We start from the raw sequence: 15,234 nt of genomic DNA, 5'->3' as shown, positions 1-15,234 counted from the left end.
GCACATCCACCATTATCTACTATATCCTTAGCTTTAGCTTCACAAGCTTCTTTTCCAAGTGCAAGTATAGCTACTTTTGCATTACACTTTGCTAATGCATCAACCATAGCTCCACAAAGTACTCCTGTTCCACCTGTTACTACAACTACTTTATCTTTTAGATCAACATTAAATGGTAATTTCATGTTATTGCCTCCCCTTTAGTCTTCTATACTTGTATACTAGCATATCCTCCTCAGGAAAACAATATCTTTTTCATTTTTTTATAAAATATTTTATATTCCGTTTATTTTCTACATAAAATAATTATTTTTTACTAAATTTATTTAGTTTACATTACAATTAATATAATTTAACATTTACTTAGTAGGTTTTAGTTCATAAAAAAATTCTCTTCACGTAAGCGACGTGTCGGCGAAATGCTTCATGTCCCCAACGACTTCGTCCGTTGCTCAAAATGTCATTTTTTAAGCCACTGTGTGGGCGAATCCATTTACATTTTCAAGCCTATTGAAATATCTTATTTTTATAAGTTATGAGCAGTTTTATACTTGATATAATTTCCTTATATGTAAAAAAATAAGCATCTGTAATTACAGATACTTATTTAAAATAAATACTTACATCATCATTGTCTTTTATCAATGTTCTCCATTCTTTAGCTGGTAATACTATATGTTTTTGTATATAATCATCTATCTTATCTACTTCTTTGTTTTTTATTATGTTTAGCATTTCTTCATGTTGACTTATTATTTTATTTCTATTAGTTTTCATTTCAGATAATAATCTCATTCTATTATAATGAGTACTTATATTCATTATACTATCCCATATGTTTATTTTATTACATCCTAAAAATATTAACCTATGAAATTTTTTATCTAAATTATGAAACTCTATTTCTTTTCCTTCTATATCACATAATAACTTTTGTGCAAATAGATTTTTTTCTAATTCTATAAATAAATCCTCTGGAAAATATTCGCAAGCTTCTTTTAAAACTTCTTTTTCTATAGTAGATCTCATAAATATAGCTTCGTCTATTATTTTACTATCCATTAAAGAAACATAAGTACCTGATTGCGGCTTAACCTCTATCAAGTGCTCATTTTTTAATTTCATTAAAACTTCTCTAATAGGTGTTCTTGATATATTTAGTTTTTCTGATAAGTCAGACTCGCTAAGTAGTTCTCCTGGCTTTAGTTCTAAAGACATTATATTGTCTTTTAAAATTCTATATGCATATTCTTTACCTGTTTCTTTGTATTTCTTTTCGTAAAGTATCATTATTTCCTCCAATTGGTTACTTTTTATTAGTGTTGTATATTAGTATATTAGTAAATTCACAATATAAATCAAAAAACTCTAAGATTATAAAATAAAATTTTACCATAATTATTGATTATTGACAAAAATAAAATAATTCCTCACTTTTATTGTAACAACTATGTGGTGATAATACTATATAATTCTTTATAAATTATAAATAAATTTTACTTTCGTAGAATTTTAGCTAAAAATTCTACGAAAATAAAATTAATATATTATATATAATTAATACTTAGTTAATTTTTTAATTATATATAATAAAATTTTAATATATGTCTATCTTACAGAAGTATATATATCAGAAAACTCTATATCTATATTCTCTACATATTTATTATATTTAAATGCATTCTGGCTTACATAGTTTTCTTCACATAACCTTATTGGTATAACTATCTTAAACTCACTTCCTACCTTTTCTTCACTATCTACTTTTATAGTACCTCCATGTAAATCCACTAAAGATTTAACTATTGATAAACCTATTCCACTTCCTTCGCTAGGTTTTGTTATTCTATTATTTACTTGCTTAAATAGAGTAAATACCTCTTCTAATTTATCTTTTGGTATACCTATTCCACTATCTTTAATACTCATATTTAAATTTTTATCATCTATATCTAATTTTACGTATATAATTCCATTTTCTGTATTATATTTTATTGCATTAGATAGTAAGTTTAATATAATCCTATCCATTTTTTCTAAGTCAAACGCCATTATTTTTTCTTCTACATTTGTATCAAAGATTAATTTTATCCCCTCTTCTTTTGCATAGCTTTGTACAGAGTCACATATATTTTCTATAAACTCTACTATATTATAATTTTGCGGATTATATTCTAAGCAGCCTGCATTTAGCCTTGTACTGTCAATTAAATTATTTACCATTTTTAATAACCTATAGCTATTTTGTCTTATTATATTTGTATATTTTTTATATTCTTCATCATGGTTATTTCGTTTTGTAATAGCTTCCATTAACTGTATAGAACTAAATATAAGATTTAATGGTGTCTTAAATTCATGAGATAAATTAGCAAAAAATTCCATTCTAAGGCTTTCAAATTCAAGCTCTGCCTCTTTTCTATGAGATATATCTCGAGATATTCCAAGCACCCCAGATACAACTTTATTGCTATCTAACATTGGTACCTTTACTGTTTCAAAATATCTAACTCTTCCATCATCTGATATAGATGAATTATTAGATATAAGCTTACTTTTAGTTTTCATTATATTTTTTTCTTCTATCTCATATTTCTTTATTTTATCATGAGGTGTATTTATATCTTTTTCAGTTTTTCCTATGATATCTTCTTTAGTCATATTTCTATTTTCTGCAAATACTTTATTACAATGTCTAAATACTCCATGTTTGTCTTTTAAAAATATACTATCTGGAATATTATCACTAATTAAATTTAACATTTTAATAGCTGACAATTGATTATTATATTCAATATTTTCTATAACCTCTAAGCATATTCCTATGGTTCCTAATATTTCTTTATTTTCATTTTTTATAAGTTTTATAAATCCATTATAAAATTTTCCATCATAAGAAAATAGCCCATATTTAGATTCTTTACTTTGTTTAATAATATATTCTTCTCCTTTTGAGAATAATTTTGCTACCTCCTCTGGATATATCTCTTCATCTGTTTTTCCTATCATATTTTCAGTTGTTGTATATTTACCTTCTGTTATTTCTTTATTTGTATATACATACCTGCCATCTCTGTCTTTTAGCCATATAACTCCACCTAATGCATTCATAAGTTCTTTTATATTTTTATCTATATCAATTTTTCTTTTAAACCATATTAAATATCTATTTTCTGATATTTTTATTATCTCTATTTCATAAAATGACTTTATATCTTTTATATATATTTTTTTAATTTTGTCTTCTATATGCCTATCTATTTCTAGAAAAGCTTCTTTGTATCCTATATTGTCAATACTATAAATATTTCCTTTAATTATCTTATCCCCTATTAATTCATTAAATCTTTTATTTATATCTACTACTTTAATTTTGTTTATTTCATCCATCTCTATATATACATATGGTATAGGGATGTAAGAAATCATTTTCAAGTATTCTTCTTTATTTAACATAATTTCCTCCCCCGTTAGACATTATCCTATGATAGATTATAGTATATTTTAAATTAAAATGGTATTTTTTAATTTTTTTTGTTTAAAATTTCTAAATAGTGTGTATATATAAAATATAATAATTTCAAATTATTTTAATATAAATTAGGAGGATATAATTATGATAAGAGTTTGTTCAGCATGTTCTGGAATGAGTATAGATGATTTAAGAGAGGCTTTACTAGGTAGAGAAATAGAAAATGAATGTATAGGTGAATGTGGTGCTGAGTTTACAGCATACGTAGGAGATGAACTAATAACAGCATCTTCATTTGACGATTTTGTTAATCAAGCTAAAGAAGTAAAATAGTTTACAAAACCTCTAAAAAATAAATTTCCCTTTAATAAAAAAAGCTATCTTGTTTATAGATAGCTTTTTTGTAATTTAAAATAAATTTCTAAATAACTTTTATTATTTGAAGTAGCTTTCAAATACATCTTCTTTTTCTTTATCTTCTACATTTAAATTTATATATTTTATATTTTTCATTCCGCAAACTTCTAATGTTCCTTTTATTATTACTGTTTCTATTGGGTTATTTAATTTATCTTTTAAATAGCTTGTGTTTGATTCTGATGTAGTTATAACCATACCTGATTTTATATTGCTTAAAAGTCCCTTTGTTTTATTATCTTCTTCACTAAATGCAAAGTTTTTTATAAATACCTTATCAAAAAAACCTTTTAGTATTGCAGGTACATTGTTAAACCAAACTGGAAAAACTAGAATTATCTCATCACTATTTCTTATACTTTGTTGATATTTTTTAACTAATTCATCATCAGTCTTACCTTCATTATATAACTGTTCTTCTTTTTCAGTCATTACAGGATTGAAGTTATCTTTGTACAAATCTATTATTTCATATTCTGCTCTATTTTCAATCAGCTTTTTTGATAATTTTTCTACGATTTTTTTACTAAAAGATTTTTCACTTGGACTTGCTACTATTATTGTAGTTTTCATAAAATACATCCTTCCTTTCTTTCTTATATGTATTTAGTATAAATAATATTTTTATTTAATATTCATACAATATAGATATGTATATACTAAATACATAAAAAAATAGAGTGTAAGATATTTTACACTCTATTTTTTTATAATTTATTTTATTACATTTATACATTCATTAACTATAGACTTGTCTATACCGCCTACTTGTATAAGTTTTGTAGCATTTTTTATTACTGACTTATCACTATTGTTATGAACTAGTACAACAGGATAATTTTTAGCAAGTGGAGATACTGTTAAGGCATCTACTAATGTATATCCTTTTGATATATAAAACTCATTAGTATTAGGATAGAACTTTTCTATAACTAGCTTATTAGTAGCAAATCTATCACTTCCTCCAAGTCTAGTTGCATTTGTTTTATTTACTATATTATCACTCATTGATATACTAGATCCTATAACATAAGTACTTTTGTTATTAGTGTTAAATGGTATGTCTTTTCCATTTGTTAATATTATTGGTACTCCATCACGACTTGCAATTGGAGATACACTCATAGCATCTGGTTCTCCTTTATATCCATTTACTAAAAATACTTTATCTATATTTGGATTTATTTTTTTTATTTCATCTGCAACTTTATAACTTGTTTCTTCTCTGCTATTTCCAGAAAGTCTTATAACTTCTTTTCCTTGTGATTTTAAATCACTTTCTATTTTTGGTGATATAACACTTTTTCCACCTATTAAATATACTTTATTAACTCCATTTAATCTTTCTTTTGTTTCATTTGGTATAGAATCTACTTTTGTTAAAAGTATTGGTGATTTAGTTATTCCTGATAATCCACTTGCACTAAGTCCATCTGCTAATGTTTTATCTCCATTAACAAGTATTGCACTAGTATAGTTTTGGTTATCAGATATCATAGCAGCTGTCTCATATCTATCATTACCTATTATAGTATCTAATATTACCTTATCTTTTTGATTATTTATAATATTTACATCATTTTTATTTACATATCCTTTAAATGTATAGTCATAACTTCCTGGTATAGGATTAGCTACATTAGATGGAGTTATTCTATCAGGATTTATCTCAATATTTGAGTTTCTATCATCAGATATTAAAACTACTTCACCTTTATCTGATGTATATAATCTATTTCCACTTTTATCATTTATATTTGATGACTTATTAAGCATTCCTATTTTATATCTATTATAGTCATCTCCTAAACCTCTAGATGATAATTCTACATCCATTTCATTCATATAACTTGATGCTTTTTCTGACCAATATGGATCTGATGCATATCTAACATTACATCCAATTTCTTTATTTCCAAGATTATTACCATTATATTTCCAACTATTTGGATTTAAATATTCATTTGACATCCATTCTTTTGCAAACTCATTTATACAATTTTCTATGCTTTTAAAGTAATTTGCATTATTTGGATTGCTATCCTTTGCATTTATTCCAAATATATTATTTTTTTGTTTAGCTAAAGTAGACGTTCCCTTAGCTGATTCATTCATAGCTATTCCAACCATAACTGATGCATTTACTCCATATTTATTTTGAGCTTTTATAAAATATTTTCCTGTATTTCTAAGAACACTGTCACTTGGTGTTTTAGCTTTAAAATACTCATTTATATCATTAGCATCATATGAACTTTTACTTCTACCTGGTAAATATTGATAGTAGTTATAGTATGGTTCATTAGTATTTACTGCATTGTTATGATTATTTTCTTTTGCATCGCTTATAAGTTTGTTTATATCATCATAAAAATAATTTCCATCATAGCTATAATACTTTACTTCATTTTTCATAAATGAAGGTGCTTGTCCTATTGTTCTATAAGTTCCTGTATTTCCTTGTACATTCGAACTTATATAATGGCTTAATTTTCCATTTACATTTTTATAGTAGCTTAAATTTTTAGCTTGATTTATAGGAAGTACTACTATATTTGTACCTTTATCATCTTGCTTTTTAATCCATCCGCTAAATCCAGCAACTTCTATCTTTGCCATAGTTTCAGTTTCTTCTATAACTGGAACATCCTCTATATATCCATGATTTATATATGTATATTCATTAGTGTCGTTTGCATTTTTATATAACTTTGCAGTATAGTTTATAGAACTTTCAGATATTCCATCTCCTAATTTTACAATACGACCTATAGAGTTTGTACTATATACTATTAAACCTTCTTTATTTATAACTGATGGTACTATATTTTCATAACTATACTCATTTTGTATATTTTTTGCTATATTTACAGCTTCATCGTAAGTATTAGCTTCTTTATAAAATATATATTTTCCATCTTGGCTAGCTAGTGCTACCTCATAGTTTGAATTTGTTTTGGTTTTTAGATATTTGAAATTATTAAGTTCCTCTATATCTTGTTTGACTTCTGTAGGCATCTCTGACATGTAATTAGATATGCTATGTGATTTAGGCATTGGTTTTGTATATGTTTCATATTCATTAGAATTAGCATAAGAAACATTTCCCAACATTAAGCCACTTATAGCTAATGATAAGTATACACTTTTCTTTAATTTCATATATTTTCCCCCTATTTTTGTATATATACTAAATTATAACATATATGTTTTATATTCTCAAAGTAAGTTCATAATATTATAAAATAAAACACTTAGCATAATATTATGCTAAGTGTTTTTTCTATTTACCCTTATGATTTATTTCTTTTACTTGAATTAATTCAAATTCTTTATTTTTTATATTTATATCAAAAGCTTGCCCAAATCCTTTTACTAATCTTCCACTTTTTATATTTAACTTAAATATATCAAAGTCTAAAGTTTTTAATACCATCATCATAGATGGGTCATGTACTTCATCAAACTTATTGTATATAGCCTCATCTGCATTTTCTAATTTAGTAGCTTCACATTCAAATGACACTCTTTTTCTTGCAAATATAGTTTTTGAATCTTTTTCATCTTCTATTATCATAACTGAACAATTTTTATCATTTGTTAAATTATAGTAATGACTTGCTGCTTTACTTAAATATAAATATATATCTTTATCTATCATAACAAATGGTGCATAACTTATTTCTGGTAATTTATTTTCATTTAATGAACTTATCATTAAGCTTTTTTGATTGTTTATTATATTTTCCATATTAATTGTCTCCTGTCTATAACTTTACGTTAAGTATTCTTTCTATTATATATACACACCCTCTAAAACCTATATATGGAGTGTATGGATATATATTTACTTTATTTAAGTTTGGATTACTTACTTGTAACTTCATCTTAGCGTTACTTTTCATGTCTAAACTTGGTCCATCACCAAATAATCCTAGAAGTTGTGTATTTTTTAGATATTTCATTCTATCCAATTCACTTCCTGTAGAAACTAAATCTTCTTCACTGTCTATTTTATGTAGCACTTCTTTTCTATCTACACATAAATTTAATTCACTAAGCATATCACTTATTCCTAGTACAGTATCATAATCTCCAAATAGTGCACATTTTTTACTTTCTTTGTAGAAGAAGAACTTACGCTTTACACTAAACATGTTATTTTTAACAAAGCTTATTTCTTTATTGTATAATTCTTTGTTTAGCTCATACCCTTCTATTTCATTTACTGCTTCTATAAATTCCATAGTATTTTTAAGACCATATAAACTTTTATATACATATGGTATATTGTACTTTTCTTTCATATATTTAGCAGCTTTTAATCCTTCTTTTCTAACTACTACATTAAGAGATGCTTTCGCTGCGTTTTCTATGTCTTCTATAGAAGTATCACAAGTAAACATTGTATTTAAGTCTTTATTAAATAGCTCTTTCATAATTCTTTTTAATTCATAGCTATCACTTAAGAAGTTGTATTTATCTATGTTATATCCTATAATGTTGTACTTATTTATATCTTTAGTGTTGTCTTTAGTTATTTCTTTTACTAATAACTCTAATATATTTTCAACACCTATGTTGTAGTCGTCCTTAAGCCCACCTGTAGTTATAGGTATTAATTTTGCTTTTACTTTATCTTTAAGTACTCTACATACACTTTTAATATCTGCACCTATTATAGATGATATAGATGATGCCATTACAAATATGTATTTAGGCTTTATATTTTCATCTAATTCTATTATTGCATTTTCAATTCTATCGTACTTTCCAAATGTAACATCACTTTGATCCATATGAGTTGAATATATTTTTGCTCTTTCTTCTCCATTTAAGCTTCCTATTGCCTCTATTGAATAGTGTGTTGTTCCTGCTGGACCAAATTCTATAATACATGCATTATTTATTGATGACAGTGTCCATACTGTTCCCATTCTATCATTTGCTACGGGGAAATATTTACATACCTGCATACATCATTCCTCCCATTTTGCTAGTTTCTAATTCATATAGCTTTATTAAGTCTTTCATCATATCTATAGGTAGTTCATATCCTATTTTTTGTGCATGAGAGTCTAGTGTTATTTGCATTAACCCTTTTTCTCTAAGTATTATAGGGCTTTCGTGACCTATATATACATCTGCTCCTATTGTTTCATATAAATGTCTAAGTGGTGCTATATTTGCTATTCTACTTATGTATGGGTTATATCCTTTTTTAGATATATTTTCCTTGTACTTTATATCTTGTTCATATAACTCTCTAATTTGTACAAACACTGGTATCATACCTAAATCACTTAAAAAGTCTACAGTTTCAAAAGCCATCATAGGTGTATTTCCATATATAAGTTTTTTTCCTTTTAAAATATCACTACACTTTCTAAAAAGCTCATCATATTCATCTATCTTATCTTCTAATTTATTTAATAAATCTACATTTAATAATTCTTCTAATCTCTTGTAGTTTTTATATATTGTACTTTTATCCATATGCTTATCAAAGTATATATAGTCTATATCAAACTTTTTCTTCATAGCTTTAGCCAAATCTATTGCTATCATATCTGTTACTATATTTACTTTTGATTTTGATGCATTTTTTATAGCATCTATATCGCACTTTGATGGTATCACAGTATTAATGCTAACTCCTTCGCTTTTAAGAAGTTTCACAAGTTCTGTAGATTCAACATTTTCTTGCCTATGTCCTAGTATGTTAATTCCTTCTTTTTCTTTTGATTTTTTCATACAAGTACTTAGTGCTTTTAAGCTTCTAGACATTCCTGGTATATGAGAGTTGCACTTAAAATGTTCTGTGTTTACTACAAATATAGGTACATCAACTTCACCATCTAAGCTATACTCTATTGAAGAATAATCTTCTCCTATAAGCTCTGGTACACAAGTTGTTACTATCATTATGGCATCGCATTCTTCTATTTCTATTATTTGTTTTATAGCTTCTTCTACCTTTTTTTGCCCACCAAATACTATATCTTTGTCTTTTAAAACTACTGAATAGACACTATCATTTCCTTTTTGTCTATGATATGCAAAGTTTTTAGTGTAGTAAGTACATTCACTAGTTCCTACTACAACTAGTGGCATATTTTTTATATAACTTGCAGTAAGGGCTACCCCAAATAATGGACAATGTGTCCCTGGAAATATTGCATGAGATAAACTTTTTATATCTTTATCTTCATTTATTTCATCTAATCTATTTAAAATATCTAAAGTATACATACTTCTCCTCTTATTATGTAAATTTTGATTTTGACTCTTTCTTATATTTATTGACTTATTTAATCATTAGCTTTAAGACACTAGTCTTTGTGCCTTTATAGTTTTTATAGGGTGTATTCTAGGTTTATTACTTTGTGGATCATTATCTATATCACACTCTATTTTATAAACTTTTTTTATAACATCCTTATTTACAACATCATTTGGTCTACCATCACTTATAATTTGACCATCTTTCATAATTATAAGCCTATCGCTATACTTACTAGCTTGATTTAACTCATGTAGTACCATTACTATTGTTATTTTAAACTTTTCATTTATTTCTCTAACTAACTCCATAAGCTCTAGTTGATATGATATATCTAAATATGTAGTAGGCTCATCAAGAAGTAATATATCTGGCTTTTGACATAGTGCTTGTGCAATATAAGCCCTTTGTCTTTCTCCTCCTGATAATGCCCCTATTGGAGTCTTTTTATATTTACTAAGGCCTGTATTTTCTATTGCCCAGTCTACTATTTCTTTATCATTATTTGTTTTAGTTTCAAACCATTTTTTGTGAGGGATTCTTCCAAAATAAACAAGTTCTTCAACTGTTAAATCCATAGGTGCATTGTTGTGTTGAGATAATAAGCACACCTTTTGAGCTATTAATTTTCCCTTTAAGTCTTTTATTCTTTTTCCTTCTAAAAAAACTTCTCCACTTAAAGGCTTTATCATCCTAGATAAACTCTTTAATAAAGTTGATTTTCCACATCCATTTGGACCTATTATGGATACAACTTCTCCTTTATTTATTTCTAAGTTTAAATTCTCTATTATAACTTTATCTTCATATCCAACTTTTAAATTACTAGCACTTATCATTAATAATCTCCTCTCTTTCTTAGTAAGTATAAGAAAAACGGACCTCCAACTATAGACATAATAACTCCAACTGGTATTTCTATAGCTCCACCTATGGTTCTTCCTAAAGTATCTGCAACTAATAATACTATACTCCCTAGTACCATACTAAAAGGTATAGTGTATTTATGATCACTTCCCATAATCATTCTAGATATATGAGGAACAATAAGTCCAACAAAGCTTATAACTCCTACAACTGATGTTGATATAGCAGCTAAAAATACTGCTACACCTGAAATTAATAGTCTAGTTAAGTTAACATTAAATCCAAGATTTGTTGCTGCTTCATCTCCAAGTTGTAAAACATTTGCACTTCTTATAAGAAGTAGTGATACTATAAGTGCTATTATAGAATATCCAAATAACATATTAACATCTACCCAAGTTTTAGTAGCTAAGCTTCCATTTAACCAAAGCATAGCACTTTGTATCCTATCACTATACATTGTTGATAAAAATGATATAACTCCTCCTAATATAGTATTTACAGCAACCCCTGCTAATACTATTCTTCCTGGCTTTATTCCATTTTTATAAGCCATTAAAAATACTAATATACATGCTATAGCACCACCTACAAATGCAACTATAGGTAGTATATTCGTATACTTTGGAGCTAATAAAAGTATTATAATAGCAGCTACACTAGCACCTGTTGATACTCCTGTTATACCAGGGTCTGCTAGTGGATTTTTCATAACTGATTGAAGTAATATTCCTGCTACTGCTAAGTTTGCTCCAACTAATGCTGCTAGTATATTTCTTGGTAACCTCATCTTATAGACAATAGTAGTTACTACTTTATTATCATCATTTATAAGAGCTTTAATTATTTCATTAAAACTTAAATCTACACTACCTATAGTAGAAAGCAGTACTAAAAGTACTGCTAACATTATAAAACTTATACCTATAGTTAAATATTTTTTATTTAGCTTCATACCTAGTTACCGTAAAGTACATTCCCTAAAGTTTTTATAGCTTCTTTTACTTGTAGGTTTGCAGATACGTTAAATATAGCAGGGTCTAAATCTATCACTTTTCCATTTTTATATGCATCTAACTCTTTGTATGCTGGATTTTTATCAAAAGCATCATCAAAAGCTTTTTTAGTTTCTTCTATATTTCCATGTGCAAATCTAAGTATATAATCAGGATTTTCTTTTATTATTTGCTCTAAACTAAATTGAACATAAGGTGAACTCATATCTCCCTCTAATTTATTAGTTATATTTTCTGCTCCCACAGTTTTTGCTAAATCCCCTAAATAAGAAGTTTCTGTGGCTAACATGAAGTTTTCTCCTCCACCAAATATTATTGCTACTGTCGGTGCTTTTTCACTTTTATTAGCTGTAGCTTCTTTTTCAACTTCTTTTAATTCGTTTATTACTTTAGTCGCTTCTTCTTCTTTATTTATTTTTTTTCCTAACTCTTCAATACTTTTTACAAATTCTGTATATGTTCCTGTATTAAAGTAGAAAGTATTTAAATCATACTCTTTCATACTATCTTTTACATTTTCTTTAAACATACTATCCATTATAAATACATCAGGCTCTAGAGATGCTACTATTTCTAAATCAGGATTCATTGCTTGACCTACTTCTGGTAATCCTTTAAACTTTTCTGGTATTTCCATTTTAGTTGTAGGTATTCCTATAACATTTGCATCTAATTTATCTAATACTTGTGTAGCTGAAACTGTCGCAGCTACTACGTCTAATTCCTCAACTTGAGCACCTTTAACGGCTGTATCACTTTCTTTTTCACTTTGACTACTATTATTAGTACACCCTGTTATAAATAATGCTGATACTAAAAATACTGATGCTAATTTTCTAAATTTCATAATATTTCCTCCATTTTGTTTTAATTTTATATTTAATGTGTTTATTTTTATATAATTTTTATAAGCTAAATTGCTGTTTTACAGGCTAGTTATTCACTAACTATTTTTCTAGCCAAATTCATATATATACTTGCCATCTCGCTCTCTTTATCTTTTTCTATAACTGTTTTCCCATCATTTTCAGATATTTGAACTATTTGATTTCTAGGTATATAGTGAAAAACATTACTATTTATTTCATTACATAAATTTTCTACTAATTCAACTTCACCATCTACATTTTTGGCATTTAATATAATACCTTTTAATGATGCATATCCTCTACTTTTAAATTGATTAACTGCTGTAGATATATTACTCGCTGCATACATAGACATCATCTCACCAGATGTTACTATATAAACATCCTTAGCGTATCCATTTCTTATTGGCATTGAAAATCCTCCACATACAACATCTCCAAGTACGTCGTATATGACTATATCTGGCTTATAAACTTCAAAAGCCTCTAATTCTTCTAACTTTTCAAAAGCTGCTATTATACCTCTACCAGCACATCCAACACCAGGAGTTGGTCCTCCAGCTTCAACACAAAGCACTCCATTATATCCTTCAAATACAATATCTTTAAGGTCTATATCGTCACCTTTTTCATTCATTACATCTAATACTGTAGGTATAAACTTTCCTTTCATTAGATTTTTAGTTGAATCTGCTTTTGGGTCACACCCTATTTGCATTACCTTATATCCTAATTGTGAAAGAGCCGCTGATAAATTCGACGTTGTCGTAGATTTACCTATGCCTCCTTTGCCATATATCGCTATTTTTCTCATTGACTTTCTCCTCGTTTTAATAGATAATATTGATGATATTGATTATCATTTACTCTTTAAGTATATTATAAAAATTTTTATAGTTCTTTAATTATATTTGCTATTTTTATAAATATTTTCAGTTTAAAATATTTCAATTCTAAATTTTAAAGTTAAAATAATTTGATTATATTAACTAGTTTTAATCAAGTTTTGGAGGAGATCATGAGTAATTTGGAAAGTATATTGAAAGATTTTTATGACTGTCTAGATATTCCTATACAGTTTGTCAATGAAAAGTTTATCCCTATTTATAAAATAGGATTTTCAAAGGATATTGATTTGGTATTAGAAAAAACAAACATATATAATAATTTAAAAGAAAGTACTATTTCAAGTATAAACCTTACATATTTTGAAAATATACACTTTATAGTAACACCTTTAACGGATACTAGATTTAATGGATACTTTATAGTTGGACCATTTAAATCAAAATATATATGTAGTGAGTTAAATATTCCATTTAAACCTTATTCTTGCATTAACTACATATTAACTATGCTAAAAAGCATTATAAAAGGTCAAATTAATAAAGATAATAAATTTAATCCATACATTAAAGATAGTATTGATTACATACATAAAAATTACGCTTCTACTAATATGGATGATATTTGCAATTATCTAAGCATAAATAAAAGCTATTTTTGTTCTATATTTAAAAAAGAAACTGGATATACTTTTACTAATTTTTTAAATAAATTTAGAATAGAAAAAAGCAAAGAGTTTTTGAAAAATAAAAATTTTACAATATTAGATGTTGCTTTATTGGTTGGATATAATAACCATAACTACTATACAACACTTTTTAAAAAACTAAATGGTATAACACCTATTGAATATAGAAATAATCTTAAAGCTAGTTAATTAATTTTATTATCTAGCTTTTTATATTATTTAAATAATCAATATTTGTATTTAAAAATAAAAAATGAGTAGCTTGAGTGCTACTCATTTAATTTAATAAAAATTTTTCTAATTCATCATATAATTCTATATCTTCCTTAACTATAGCTATAACTTCTTCATTAGCTTTTAAGAAATAAACTCCTATTACTTCTTTATCTTCTTCTAGCTGAAATTCTATGTCATCTTTATATAAGCCTTCTTTTTCTTCTTTTAATTTTTCAGATAAGCAAAGTATATTTTGGTCATATACTACCTTTTCTATAATACTAGCACTAGATACTTTTAAAGATGTTATCATATATATTGCTAATTCCGTTATGTAAAGTATTAATAATTCTTTTGTAAAATTATCTTTTATAAATTTTCTTATCTTATTGTTCTTGTCATTTATTGGATAAAGCTCAGTGAGTAATTCTTCAAACTTCATAGATAATTCTCCTTATTAAGATATTAAAGTCTTAATAATATGTATGAATATTTAAAGAATAATATACTCTTAAGTATTATTTCATTTAATACATAATTATAGATGTAATATAATTATA

Annotated in this window: 14 protein-coding genes and 1 pseudogene; 2 read left to right on the top strand and 13 right to left on the bottom strand. The window is 26.2% G+C overall.

Features of this window, described 5'->3' with window-relative positions; genetic code table 11:
• The 3 genes and pseudogenes from ABHC41_RS09790 to ABHC41_RS09780 all read right to left on the bottom strand — a co-directional run.
• Window positions 1–185 (bottom strand): annotated as a pseudogene (locus tag ABHC41_RS09790) (D-mannonate oxidoreductase); the annotation flags it as partial.
• 418 nt (window positions 186–603) lie between these two features.
• Window positions 604–1,290: a GntR family transcriptional regulator gene (locus ABHC41_RS09785; protein WP_092925126.1), complete on the bottom strand. Its 687-nt coding sequence runs from the start codon at window positions 1,288–1,290 to the stop codon at window positions 604–606.
• 318 nt (window positions 1,291–1,608) lie between these two features.
• The gene (locus ABHC41_RS09780; protein WP_166505651.1) at window positions 1,609–3,456 is read right to left on the bottom strand and encodes an ATP-binding protein; all 1,848 of its coding nucleotides are present in this window, start codon (window positions 3,454–3,456) and stop codon (window positions 1,609–1,611) included.
• A 160-nt stretch (window positions 3,457–3,616) separates the two neighbouring features.
• Between ABHC41_RS09780 and ABHC41_RS09775 the strand changes: the two genes are divergently transcribed.
• Window positions 3,617–3,805 (top strand): hypothetical protein, encoded by a 189-nt coding sequence (locus tag ABHC41_RS09775; RefSeq protein WP_092925122.1) that lies wholly within the window; start codon window positions 3,617–3,619, stop codon window positions 3,803–3,805.
• Window positions 3,806–3,907: 102 nt separating this feature from the next.
• Here ABHC41_RS09775 and ABHC41_RS09770 read toward each other — a convergent pair whose 3' ends face one another.
• The 9 genes from ABHC41_RS09770 to ABHC41_RS09730 form a co-directional block, all read right to left on the bottom strand.
• Complete coding sequence (locus ABHC41_RS09770) at window positions 3,908–4,462, bottom strand: NAD(P)H-dependent oxidoreductase (RefSeq protein ID WP_195581193.1); 555 nt, start codon at window positions 4,460–4,462, stop codon at window positions 3,908–3,910.
• Between the two features lie 141 nt (window positions 4,463–4,603).
• Window positions 4,604–7,051: a cell wall-binding repeat-containing protein gene (locus ABHC41_RS09765; protein WP_271892102.1), complete on the bottom strand. Its 2,448-nt coding sequence runs from the start codon at window positions 7,049–7,051 to the stop codon at window positions 4,604–4,606.
• Window positions 7,052–7,172: 121 nt separating this feature from the next.
• Window positions 7,173–7,640 carry a pyridoxamine 5'-phosphate oxidase family protein gene (locus ABHC41_RS09760; protein ID WP_166505654.1) on the bottom strand — a complete coding sequence of 156 codons (468 nt, stop codon included), beginning with the start codon at window positions 7,638–7,640 and terminating at the stop codon, window positions 7,173–7,175.
• Between the two features lie 16 nt (window positions 7,641–7,656).
• The gene (locus ABHC41_RS09755) at window positions 7,657–8,865 is read right to left on the bottom strand and encodes a nitrogenase component 1 (protein WP_271892104.1); all 1,209 of its coding nucleotides are present in this window, start codon (window positions 8,863–8,865) and stop codon (window positions 7,657–7,659) included.
• Window positions 8,852–10,141, bottom strand: a complete 1,290-nt coding sequence (locus ABHC41_RS09750) for a nitrogenase component 1 (RefSeq protein WP_271892106.1) — start codon at window positions 10,139–10,141, stop codon at window positions 8,852–8,854. Before ABHC41_RS09750 ends, ABHC41_RS09755 begins: the two co-directional genes overlap by 14 nt.
• A gap of 72 nt (window positions 10,142–10,213) precedes the next feature.
• A complete protein-coding gene (locus ABHC41_RS09745; RefSeq protein WP_195928667.1) occupies window positions 10,214–11,011 on the bottom strand; it encodes an ABC transporter ATP-binding protein in 798 nt (265 codons plus the stop codon).
• The gene (locus ABHC41_RS09740; protein ID WP_092925110.1) at window positions 11,011–11,994 is read right to left on the bottom strand and encodes an iron ABC transporter permease; all 984 of its coding nucleotides are present in this window, start codon (window positions 11,992–11,994) and stop codon (window positions 11,011–11,013) included. The genes ABHC41_RS09745 and ABHC41_RS09740 overlap by 1 nt, the downstream gene beginning before the upstream one ends.
• A gap of 2 nt (window positions 11,995–11,996) precedes the next feature.
• Entirely contained in the window at window positions 11,997–12,902 is a 906-nt protein-coding gene (locus ABHC41_RS09735) for an ABC transporter substrate-binding protein (RefSeq protein ID WP_271892108.1), read from the bottom strand.
• An 89-nt stretch (window positions 12,903–12,991) separates the two neighbouring features.
• Entirely contained in the window at window positions 12,992–13,738 is a 747-nt protein-coding gene (locus tag ABHC41_RS09730; RefSeq protein ID WP_092925102.1) for a nitrogenase iron protein NifH, read from the bottom strand.
• Window positions 13,739–13,942: 204 nt separating this feature from the next.
• On the opposite strand from ABHC41_RS09730, the gene ABHC41_RS09725 reads away from it, so the two are divergent.
• A complete protein-coding gene (locus ABHC41_RS09725; RefSeq protein WP_271892109.1) occupies window positions 13,943–14,647 on the top strand; it encodes a helix-turn-helix domain-containing protein in 705 nt (234 codons plus the stop codon).
• An 88-nt stretch (window positions 14,648–14,735) separates the two neighbouring features.
• On the opposite strand, the gene ABHC41_RS09720 is transcribed toward ABHC41_RS09725, so the two are convergent.
• The gene (locus ABHC41_RS09720) at window positions 14,736–15,116 is read right to left on the bottom strand and encodes a hypothetical protein (protein WP_271892111.1); all 381 of its coding nucleotides are present in this window, start codon (window positions 15,114–15,116) and stop codon (window positions 14,736–14,738) included.
• Between the last annotated feature and the right edge of the window lie 118 nt (window positions 15,117–15,234).

Origin of the sequence: Romboutsia sp. 1001216sp1, assembly GCF_039841805.1 — a bacterium.
In the GTDB taxonomy this organism is placed as follows: Bacteria; Bacillota; Clostridia; order Peptostreptococcales; family Peptostreptococcaceae; genus Romboutsia_C; species Romboutsia_C hominis.
The sequence above is the reverse complement of the archived record's forward strand: the minus strand, read 5'-3'. Positions and strand labels throughout refer to the sequence as shown.

Bases quoted from the DNA above. Each gene is read 5' to 3' on its own strand.
- ABHC41_RS09750 (WP_271892106.1), bottom strand. From the start codon at position 10,141: ATGTATACTTTAGATATTTTAAATAGATTAGATGAAATAAATGAAGAT.
- ABHC41_RS09780 (WP_166505651.1), bottom strand. From the start codon at position 3,456: ATGTTAAATAAAGAAGAATACTTGAAAATGATTTCTTACATCCCTATA.
- ABHC41_RS09755 (WP_271892104.1), bottom strand. From the start codon at position 8,865: ATGCAGGTATGTAAATATTTCCCCGTAGCAAATGATAGAATGGGAACA.
- ABHC41_RS09740 (WP_092925110.1), bottom strand. From the start codon at position 11,994: ATGAAGCTAAATAAAAAATATTTAACTATAGGTATAAGTTTTATAATG.
- ABHC41_RS09770 (WP_195581193.1), bottom strand. From the start codon at position 4,462: ATGAAAACTACAATAATAGTAGCAAGTCCAAGTGAAAAATCTTTTAGT.
- ABHC41_RS09730 (WP_092925102.1), bottom strand. From the start codon at position 13,738: ATGAGAAAAATAGCGATATATGGCAAAGGAGGCATAGGTAAATCTACG.
- ABHC41_RS09745 (WP_195928667.1), bottom strand. From the start codon at position 11,011: ATGATAAGTGCTAGTAATTTAAAAGTTGGATATGAAGATAAAGTTATA.
- ABHC41_RS09735 (WP_271892108.1), bottom strand. From the start codon at position 12,902: ATGAAATTTAGAAAATTAGCATCAGTATTTTTAGTATCAGCATTATTT.
- ABHC41_RS09725 (WP_271892109.1), top strand. From the start codon at position 13,943: ATGAGTAATTTGGAAAGTATATTGAAAGATTTTTATGACTGTCTAGAT.
- ABHC41_RS09720 (WP_271892111.1), bottom strand. From the start codon at position 15,116: ATGAAGTTTGAAGAATTACTCACTGAGCTTTATCCAATAAATGACAAG.
- ABHC41_RS09765 (WP_271892102.1), bottom strand. From the start codon at position 7,051: ATGAAATTAAAGAAAAGTGTATACTTATCATTAGCTATAAGTGGCTTA.
- ABHC41_RS09760 (WP_166505654.1), bottom strand. From the start codon at position 7,640: ATGGAAAATATAATAAACAATCAAAAAAGCTTAATGATAAGTTCATTA.
- ABHC41_RS09775 (WP_092925122.1), top strand. From the start codon at position 3,617: ATGATAAGAGTTTGTTCAGCATGTTCTGGAATGAGTATAGATGATTTA.
- ABHC41_RS09785 (WP_092925126.1), bottom strand. From the start codon at position 1,290: ATGATACTTTACGAAAAGAAATACAAAGAAACAGGTAAAGAATATGCA.